Source organism: Candidatus Saccharibacteria bacterium (assembly GCA_017983775.1).
Taxonomy (GTDB): domain Bacteria; phylum Patescibacteriota; class Saccharimonadia; order JAGOAT01; family JAGOAT01; genus JAGOAT01.
This window is the reverse complement of the sequence record JAGOAT010000030.1, coordinates 1-10,286: the sequence shown is the minus strand read 5'-3', so window position 1 is coordinate 10,286 and position 10,286 is coordinate 1. Positions and strand designations below refer to the sequence as shown.

General features: G+C 41.5%; 10 protein-coding genes. All 10 read right to left on the bottom strand.

Going from position 1 to position 10,286, the window contains the following annotated elements:
* Positions 1-753 (bottom strand): J domain-containing protein (locus KA531_03700; GenBank protein MBP6005974.1); only part of this gene is annotated, 753 nt, incomplete at its 3' end.
* A gap of 4 nt (positions 754-757) precedes the next feature.
* Complete coding sequence (gene dnaK / locus KA531_03695) at positions 758-2,641, bottom strand: molecular chaperone DnaK (GenBank protein ID MBP6005973.1); 1,884 nt, start codon at positions 2,639-2,641, stop codon at positions 758-760.
* Positions 2,641-3,138 carry a nucleotide exchange factor GrpE gene (locus tag KA531_03690; GenBank protein MBP6005972.1) on the bottom strand — a complete coding sequence of 166 codons (498 nt, stop codon included), beginning with the start codon at positions 3,136-3,138 and terminating at the stop codon, positions 2,641-2,643. The genes dnaK and KA531_03690 overlap by 1 nt, the downstream gene beginning before the upstream one ends.
* 1 nt (position 3,139) lies before the next feature.
* Complete coding sequence (locus KA531_03685) at positions 3,140-3,865, bottom strand: transcriptional regulator (GenBank protein MBP6005971.1); 726 nt, start codon at positions 3,863-3,865, stop codon at positions 3,140-3,142.
* 463 nt (positions 3,866-4,328) lie between these two features.
* A complete protein-coding gene (locus KA531_03680) occupies positions 4,329-6,203 on the bottom strand; it encodes a ribonuclease J (GenBank protein MBP6005970.1) in 1,875 nt (624 codons plus the stop codon).
* A gap of 30 nt (positions 6,204-6,233) precedes the next feature.
* Positions 6,234-6,794, bottom strand: coding sequence for a uracil-DNA glycosylase (locus KA531_03675; GenBank protein ID MBP6005969.1), 561 nt, complete (start codon positions 6,792-6,794; stop codon positions 6,234-6,236).
* Positions 6,795-6,804: 10 nt separating this feature from the next.
* A complete protein-coding gene (locus KA531_03670; GenBank protein ID MBP6005968.1) occupies positions 6,805-8,970 on the bottom strand; it encodes a polyribonucleotide nucleotidyltransferase in 2,166 nt (721 codons plus the stop codon).
* Between the two features lie 153 nt (positions 8,971-9,123).
* Positions 9,124-9,387, bottom strand: coding sequence for a 30S ribosomal protein S15 (rpsO, locus tag KA531_03665; GenBank protein MBP6005967.1), 264 nt, complete (start codon positions 9,385-9,387; stop codon positions 9,124-9,126).
* Between the two features lie 24 nt (positions 9,388-9,411).
* A complete protein-coding gene (truB, locus tag KA531_03660) occupies positions 9,412-10,068 on the bottom strand; it encodes a tRNA pseudouridine(55) synthase TruB (protein MBP6005966.1) in 657 nt (218 codons plus the stop codon).
* 16 nt (positions 10,069-10,084) lie between these two features.
* Positions 10,085-10,286: hypothetical protein (locus KA531_03655; protein ID MBP6005965.1), on the bottom strand; the 202-nt coding region annotated here is incomplete at its 5' end.

Below are 10,286 nucleotides of genomic sequence, written 5' to 3'. Positions count from 1 at the left end.
ATTTGGCTGAGTCCCGGCTGGAACACTTACCCTTTCCTTACCATAGACTCCATCGATCTCTATTTCCTTACCGAGAGCCGCCTCTACCATCCCAATCTCTAATTCTGAAACGATATCTGACCCTCTTCTTTGGAAGTGCTTGTCTGGACGAACTTGAATATGAATGATCAAATCGCCTGAATTACCCTGACTGTCTATTGAGCCCTTGGATCTGACCCTAATCGACTGTCCATCCTCAATACCTGCTGGGATCTTGACCTTAATTTGACGGTTTTCTTTTTCACCCTTCTGATGATTATCTACTCTTAAGCTGATATCTTTGGTGGTGCCCTTGATTGATTCCATAAAATCAATTGCCATTTGAACTTGTATAGGACGATTGCCACGGCTAAACCCAGAGCCGAAGCCTCCACCAAACATACCTTCTAAGATATCTCCTAGTCCGCCTAAATCGCCAAAGTCAAATTCTACACCCTGACCCGAGAAGCCCGAGAAGCCTGAGAAGCCCTGATGGCCGGAACCAGCCCCTGCCTGATGTGCCCCAGCATTATGGCCAAACTGATCATAGAGCTGACGTTTCTTGGGATCCTTGAGAACCTCATAGGCTTCGTTGGCCTCCTTGAACTTAGCCTCGTCTCCACCCTCCCTATCAGGGTGAAGTTTGACGGCTAGCTTCCTGAAGGCCTTCTTAATTTCTTCTTCACTAGCCGTCCTAGGAACACCAAGTACCTGATAGTAATCACGCTTGGCCATCTGACTATTCGACCACTTCGCCTTCTACGGGTTGGTCGTCAGAGCTAGAGTCATCTTTGTTTTCTTCTGCACTAGTTGCTTGTTCCTGACTCTGCTTATAGACAATCTCTCCAAGTTTTTGGGATTTCTCACTCAATTCCTTAACTGCTTGATCAATAGCATCCTTATCATCTCCTGATAGTTTTTCCCTTAGGGACTTCAGAGCTTCTTCTATAGCTGTCTTGTCTGATTCTTCTAGCTTGTCTTTGTGCTCCTCAAGGCTCTTTTCGGTACTATGAGCTAGAGACTCGGCCAAATTCTTGGTTTCAGCTAGTTCGCGTTTATGCTTGTCTTCTTCTGCATGATTCTCAGCATCTTGACGCATCTTTTCTACTTCAGCTTTGTCTAAATTGCCAGAATTCTGAATAGTGATCTTTTGTTCCTTACCCGTACCCTTATCTTTTGCCGAAACATTAAGTATCCCATTGGCATCAATATCAAACGTTACCTCTACCTGGGGTACTCCCCTTGGTGCTGGAGGTATGCCATCTAAAATAAACTTGCCAAGACTCTTATTGTCTGAGGCCATTTCTCGCTCTCCCTGCAAAACATTGATTTCAACACTTGGCTGATTGTCCGCGGCTGTTGAAAAAACTTGAGACTTAGCTGTGGGGATTGTTGAGTTGCGCTCAATCAACTTAGTAGATACGCCACCCATAGTTTCAAGTCCGAGAGATAATGGTGTAACGTCCAAGAGCAAGACATCCTTGACGTCACCGGCTAAAACTCCACCCTGAACAGCAGCCCCTAATGCGACTACCTCATCTGGATTGACCCCTGTCAATGGTTCCTTTTCAAAGAACTCTTTTACCTTAGCTTGAACCAATGGCATTCTAGTCATTCCACCGACCAAGATTACTTCATCGATATCAGACTTGCTTAAACCAGCATCCTTTAAGGCTGCTTGGCATGGCTTGAGAGTCTTTTCAACTATTGGACTGACTAGTTTTTCTAGCTCTGCCCTAGTCATTGATACTGTTAGGTGTTTCGGACCATTACTATCTGCGGTAATAAATGGCAGATTAATTTCTGTAGTCGGAGCTGATGACAACTCAACCTTAGCCTTTTCGGCTGCTTCCTTGATTCTCTGCATTGCAGTTTTATCATTGCTCAAATCAACACCTTGATCAGCCTTAAATTGATCAACCAACCAACCAATGATAGCAAGATCGAAATCATCACCACCCAGATGGGTATCTCCATTGGTACTCTTTACTTCAAATACGCCATCGCCTAGCTCCAAGATTGAAACATCAAATGTTCCGCCTCCAAGATCATATACTACAACCTTTTCTTCTTTTTTCTTATCAAGACCATAGGCCAAAGCTGCAGCTGTCGGTTCATTGATAATCCTTTTAACCTCTAGGCCTGCGATCTTACCCGCATCTTTGGTAGCTTGACGTTGAGCATCATTAAAGTAGGCAGGAACAGTTATCACAGCTTCAGTAATCTTTTGACCAAGATATTTCTCGGCATCAGCTTTGAGCTTAGACAAGATCATAGCTGAGATCTCTTCTGGTGTATAATCTTTGTCTCCCATGGCAACCTTGACGCTGGTGCCACCCTTCTTGATTTCATAAGGCATCAACTTAATGTCTCTTTGAACCTCTGGATCATTGAATAGACGACCAATTAATCTCTTGACTGAAAAGATAGTGTTCTTTGGATTAACAACAGCCTGACGTTTAGCAGCCTGACCAACAAGTCTTGCCTTATCTTTACCAATCGCTACTACACTAGGCGTAGTTCTGCTTCCTTCAGTATTTGTAATAATTGTTGCCTTACCACCTTCCATCACTGCCATAGCAGAATTGGTAGTACCAAGATCAATTCCAATAATTTTTCCCATTATTTATTCTCCTCTTTGGGTAATTGACTACCCTTACTAATTTTTACTTTTGCATATCTGACAATCTTATCCTGATAAGCATAGCCACTGGCTAGCTCTTCAATCACTTCCCCAATGGGACGATCTGAATAAACTTCTTCAATTGCTTCATACTTATCAGGATCAAATTGTTGACCAATGCTTACTACTCTACTTAAACCTAATTGACCAAACACTGCCTCGAGCTGACCGGCTACTGCTTGCATGCCCTTGACCCAAGAATTGGATTTTATATCATCAGGAATGGCTTTGTTTGCTAGATTTAAGTTGTCCAATACTGGCAAGAACTCTTCTAATAACCCAGTCCTGATCTGGGATGACAATCTAGATCTTTCCTCTTCTCCTCTTCTCCTATAGTTGTCAAACTCGGCCTGCAACCTTTGTAATGAATTGGTTAATTCAATTATCTCTTTATCTTGGTCTTTGCTTGATTTAATTTTCCTATCTGACACTTTCATATTATTCCAATACCTCCTCTAATAAATTACTAATAAACCCAACTGTCATGATTACCTTCCTATAACTTTGTCTGGTAGGTCCAACAATTCCTAGATAGTTAGCAGCAGGCTGATTCCTACCAAAACCGGTAACAATCATAGTGAGCCCGCTAGTACCGATCACTGGATTCTCCATACCAATGAATACTGTGGTCTTCTTTTCTAATTCACTCCTGCTTAGCCATTCAGCGAGACTGTCTAGAAATCTAGCGGCATCCATGCTTCTAGCATGATCCCGTAATTCTGGCTGGGCAAACAGTCTCCTGAGTCCCGAAAAATAGATGTTCTTTCTGTCGTAAATAAAGGCGGTATTTCCTGAAATATTCTCAAGCATTGATACAGCCCTCCTGATCATCGCCTCTCTATTGTCTGACAAGGAATTGATAGCTCGCTCTATACCCATATAACCCCTGGACATCAACTGGTTTGATTGGTTTTTTAAAGTATTAACATAATACCTATAACCCTTATCCGTTGGATAGCGTCCAGAACTAGTATGTGGCTGCTTGATATAACCTAGCTTTTCAAGCTGGGCCATCTCAGATCTAATAGTAGCAGAGCTACACTCAAAATCTTGGCATAGCATCTTTGACCCTACTGGAGTCGTAAGTTCGGCATATATTTCAATGATTCTAGCTAATACTTCTGCCTGCCTAGCAGTTAGTTGATCCATTTCTTGTTTAGCCACATTACTATATTAATTAATTAGCACTCTCATGTCAAGAGTGCTAATTAACTTTTCTAATACCTTGTTGACTTTGTCTCTAATACTCAATCTATTGTTCTTCCAAAAAGTAAGGTCTTAGCACCCCTAATAGATTATTATATCTATTCCATCTTTATTAAGTATGCACGCAGAGCATACTTCTAATGATTGACCATCCTCTATAACACAATGATAGGAGTTTATCCTTCAAAATTCGCACCCTTTATATTTATCTTGTCACCAACCAAAATTCTAAAGGTCTCACCCTGTCATATTCCAAAGCCTTCTTTTCATCCCCCTCCTCCCTCAAATATCCGAAGCCTCAACGCCGTCATCTTCCAAGATCCTGTAAGGATTTATGAGAGATCCAGCATTTCGCATTATCTGATTCCGGAACTAATGTCGGGTCGGAGTTAAGCAAACCTCTTATCTAGCTGTAAGTTTTTTAAATACTATTTATGATCACCAAGACCATTGGAGTCTTATCCGTCTGATTGGTCAACACTTCTCCAACTCGTTCTCGCAACTTATTCTTGAATTGTTGAGTCTGGGCAGATTTCCCAGCAGCCGTAATCAACCTTTTTGCCAAGGACCTCGCCTTGAATATCAATTCTTCATTGTCTTTCATATAAACAAATCCTCTCGATATAATATCGGGACTATGTAGTAATACACCAGTATGCTTATCGATATTAGCAACCAACACGAATACCCCATCTTCACCCATTGATTTACGATCTCTAACTACTACAGGAGAGATTTCCTGAGCTCCAGTCCTGCTTCCACCCAAGAGAATCGGTCCACTAGGGAATTTTGGCCCAAGCCTACCCTTGGCTATTCCGTCGACTAAACTAAATTCGATGGATTGACCATCCTCTACAACAAAAATATTATCAGGATTTATACCTGCCCTCTGGGCATTAATACCATTACGTACTAAAAAGCTATAGTCTCCATGGATTGGTATAAAATAACTTGGGCGAACTAATGAGATCATCTCTTTGGTCTCTTCAGCACCCGCATGACCACTGGAGTGAATATTCTCGATCTGATCAAAATCTCTGAATGAATCCTGATAGACATAAGCACCGAGGCGCATCAACTGATCAACAAGCTTGCTGATTGCTTGATCATTGCCGGGAATAATACTATTACTCATCACCACAGAATCACCTCTCTTGAGCTCAATACTAGCATGTTGCTTACGGGCAATCCTGGCAAGCGATGCATAATACTCTCCCTGACTGCCTGTACATAGAATCAGGGTCTTGCTATCTGGAAATTTTTTAGAGCCCTTAAGTGGGGTAATTGCTCCAGGCTTAACGTTGATATACTTATACTTGATAGCCAACTCAATATTACTAAGCATTGAACGTCCATCAACCAAAACTGTTCTTTTGTATTTGTAAGCTAGGTCCAAAATCATTTGTAATCTAGTGATACTACTAGCAAAAGCAGATACTATCATCCTCGAATCTCCTGCCTTTTCAAACACCTCCTCAAGACCCTTGTTCACTATCCTCTCTGATACTGAATATCCTGGCTTGTAGCAACTAGTACTATCAGCCATCAGGAGTAGTATTCCTTGGTCACCCAATTCTTTGAACCGTGTCTTATCAGCAAACACTCCGTCATAAGGATTATCATCAAACCGATAATCTCCAGTGTTGATGATCTTACCAGCTGGAGTACCTATCACCACAGCACAAGCATCAACAATTGAATGGATTACCCTAACAAACTCCACATCGAAGACCCCTATCCTAACTTTTTCATGCAAATCAGGATCAATCATTCTAAACTGGGGCTTAAATGTAAATTTGAATTCACTAATATTCTTTTCAATAAACTTGACAGTGAATTTAGAACCATAAATCGGTACTGGAAACTTTGGTAAGATATAAGGAATACCTCCAATATGATCCAGGTGGGCATGAGTAATCAGTAACCCCCTAATCTTATGCTTGTTGACCTCCAGATATGTAGGATCGGCGATAATATAATCGATTCCCGGAGTTTCTTCGGTCGGGAAGGCCATCCCCATATCAACTATCAAAATGTCACTTTGATACTCAATGGCCATCATATTCTTACCAATACCTTCTTTGCCTACTCCGCCCATTGGAATAATCCGCAAAGTAGCCTCGGGAACCGGAGTCAGGTTGGGTAATTTGGCTGGCTCTGATGGCTTTATTTGACGAGATGGTTGTCTCGATGATCTAGGCTGTCTTGAATTAATAGGCCTAGGTTTTTGATCTTTTTGACTTTGTAGTGGTTTTGCACTAATTGCAAAACGACTTTTTCGAACTGGTTTATCCATTGTTCTCCTTTTTCTTAAATAGTTAGATTATTATTTAAATTTCTTAATCTTGTTTAGGGTTTGTTGAACTATAGCAAACCCTTCTGATAAAATCTGTTGGTTGCTCGGATTATAGAGGGTAGTTGCGGGATGAAAAAGCGGTATATAGAGTCTATCATCTTTCTTGTACAACTTAGAGTGGGCTTCCGAAATCTTGACTCCTGGGAAAAAGATATTTAAGGCATGCCTACCCATCAATAAGATTAATTCTGGGTCAATTACTGCCAATTGTTGGTCTAGATACTGAATGCTCTTGACTATCTCTTCTTCACTAGGATCTCTATTGTCTGGTGGACGATATTTTACGACATTGGTAATAAATACCTGATCTCGGTCTAAGCCAATCTGCTCAAGCATTTTATTAAGTACCTGTCCACTCCTACCAACAAAAGGTTCTCCTAACTGATCTTCTTTTTTGCCAGGAGCTTCACCAATAATTACCAACTTCGCATCTGGATTACCACTACCAGGTACTGGATTCAAAGCTCCAGAATACAGCCTATCTAATGCTATAGCTTCAGCTATCTCTTGGAGCTTTGCTGACTTACTCATAGTATCATCACTACTGATTGGCAGCTCTTTTGCTTAATTTAACCCTACCCCTATCATCCACACCAATTAACTTTGCTTCAAATTGATCACCTACTTCTACTTCTTGAGTCAAGTCTTCAATCCTCTTATCTGCAATCTCTGAAATATGAATCATTCCCTCCTTGCCTGGCAAGTATTCTACAAAAGCCCCAAAATCTAAGACCTTAACTACCTTAACCTGATAGACCTTACCAATCTCAGGTTCTGCTACAAGACCCTGAATAATTGCAATAGCTCGATCGCTAGCAACCTGATCTGGCGAAGTAATCAGTATCTGTCCATCATCCTGAATATCGATCTCTACACCAGTATCGGCAATGATCCCCTGAATAGTCTCTCCTCCCTTACCAATCACTGCTCCAATCTTGTCTGGATCAATTTGAATGGTAATAATTGCAGGAGCAAAAGGACTAAGGCTAGTACGTGGTTGGTCGATTACTTCAAGCATTTTGCCTAAAATCTCCAATCTACCCTGTTTTGCCTGATCCAAAGCTTTACCAAGTATCTCAAGTGTTAGTCCCTTAACCTTGATATCCATTTGCAGGGCGGTGATACCGGTGCTTGTTCCAGCTACCTTAAAGTCCATATCCCCTGCAAAATCTTCGGCATCTTGAATATCACTTAATATTTGATAATTACCTGGATTGTCTTTATCTATCACTAGACCCATCGCAATACCAGAAACAGGTCGCTTGAGTGGGACTCCAGCATCCATTAATGAGAGAGTTGAACCACAAACACTAGCCATGGAAGTCGAACCACTGCTAGAAGTAATGTCTGATACTACTCTAATAGTATACGGGAACTGACCTTTATCTGGTATCATCGGCTCGATGGCTCTTTCTGCCAATGCTCCGTGGCCGATTTCTCTTCTCCCGGCTGATCGCATTGGTCTAGCGTCACCAACAGAAAATGGTGGAAAATTGTAATGATGCATATAACGCTTATCAGTGTCTTCTTCCATAGTATCTATCAATTGGGCCGAACCAACCGAACCAAGAGTAGCAACCGAGATAGTTTGAGTAGCTCCCCTAGTAAAAATTGCTGAGCCATGAGTCCTTGGGAGGAACCCAACTTCCATTGACAAAGTCCTAATATCAGTTGACTTCCTGCCATCAGGCCGTTCTTGATCTATCAATATTCCTTGGCGCACTTGCTTATGAACCAATCCCTCAAAAGCTTCAAGAACCTCACCTTTTGGATATCTATCAGCAATATCGTCACTGGATATTTCACGAGCCAACTCTGGAGTATATTCACTGACGGCCAAGGCCTCTATTACTTGATCTCTCAAGCTACTGATAACTTCTTTGCGGTTATTGTTTGAACTCAGGTTGAGCTTTTGACTCCAATCATCACCCAGAAATTCAACAATCTTTTGTTCGACTTCTTGACTAGGCTTAAAGAGTTCATAGGGTTTGGTCTCAATACCCAAATCCTGGACAATTTGTTTTTGCAACTCAATCACTGGTTGCCAAGCCTCAATTGCTTGCTCAAAAGCCTTGATAATTGTTTCTTCTTGGACCTCATTAGCACCAGCCTCTACCATCATAATGGAATCTTGTTTACCAGCTACTACTAGTTCTAGTCTGCTCTCCTGATCCTCTTCGATGCCTGGGTTTATCGCCAATTTGCGGTCAATAATACCAAACTTGGCAGCAGCAACTGGACCATCAAATGGCACTCCAGCCAAGATCGTCGAAACTGATGCGGCGATGATACCAAGCACTTCAGTTGGTATTGACGGATCAATACTAAGTGCTGTGATTACAATCTGCACTGAATTTCTATAACCCTTTGGGAACAGCGGACGAATCGGACGATCAATCAAACGAGAGATCAAAACAGCTCGATCGCTTGGTCGTCCCTCTCTCTTAACAAACCTTGATCCGGCTATTTTGCCACTGGCATACCATCTTTCCTGATACTCCACCATCAATGGGAAAAACCCAGCAAACTCATTTGGTTGCTCTGAGACCGTGGTAGTAGCTAGAAGTACTGTATCACCATAACGGACTAAAGCCGACCCAGTGGCCTGAAATGCTACTTTGTTTACTTCTACTATTAGTTTTTTATCTGCAAATGTAGTCTCATATTGACGATACTCTTTGCCAAAAGGATGAACTATATTATTCATCTTTCCTCCTATAATTTTAGTGCTCTTATGAGCCTAAGTCTTCTGAACTTACCCAAGTAGTCTATTTCATCAATAGATGACTTAGAAAAATCCAGACTAGACTGACTAGACTCAGTCCGATCTTTCTATTGTGATATAAAAACCAGACTGAAACTATTTACGCAAGCTAAGTTCTTTGATCAACTTTGTATATTTATCCGGAGCTGTCCTTTGTAGATAATTTAATAGCTTTCTTCTCTTACTAACCATCGCGAGCAATCCTCTGCGAGAATGATTATCTTTCTTGTGAACCTTGAGATGTTCAGTCATCTCAATAATCCTTTCAGTCAAAAGGGCTACCTGAACCTCAGCAGATCCAGTATCTTGTGCGGTATTAGCATGCTTTTTAATAGTTTCTTGCTTGGCTGTAAGCTTCATGATTCTAAGTATAGCATTTTTTTACTAATTAGACAACCTCTGAGTACCTACCTCTAATCTCCTAAGTGATTTTAGATATCCACCAGTGCCCAAAATTACCCCGAGGTCATTGGCAAATGAGCGAATATATGTTCCGCTACCAACTCTAATATCAAAGCTTACTAGTGGATAAGTATACTCCAGCTTGTCTACTGAGATTATCTTCACCAACCTTAGTTGCATCTCCGGCTTCTTGCCTTCCCTAGCCAGCTTATATGCTCGCTTACCAGCAAGCTTGATTGCACTATAGATTGGTGGCATCTGTAAATAATTACCAGATAATAACCCTAGGGCTTCGACTACCTGCTTAGTGTCTGGTCGAATAATACTATAGGGACTGATATCGCCCTCTGGATCAAAGCTAGTACTAACATTCCCTAGATAAACTGATGCCCGATAAAGCTTCTCCATACCAAGGTAATGGTCTGATTGTTTAGTAAACTGCTTACCTACCATTACTACCAATAAACCCGTAGCAAAGGGGTCTAAAGTACCCGCGTGTCCAACCTTCTTGATACCGGAAAGCTTACGAACTTTGGCTACTACATCAAAAGAACTCCAGCCAGCTGGTTTATCTACTAGATAGATTCCTTCTGGAATTCTTTGCTCGGAGATATCAAGATCTAGCTGCCTATAACTCATCTCTTAAATGGTCTTATCAACGTTTTTTCTTCTTGTCCTGAAACAAAGCCTTGACTACGGCTTGCTGATCGGCTCCAGCAGCCAACATTTGAGCGGCTACAGTCATGCTCTTGGCGGTAGTCTGAGTATTGCAGAAACGATTGGTATTACTAATAATACCCGCAAACAATCCGGTAGCTGCACCTGAGTCTAGTAAATTTTGACCCATTGATTCAAAT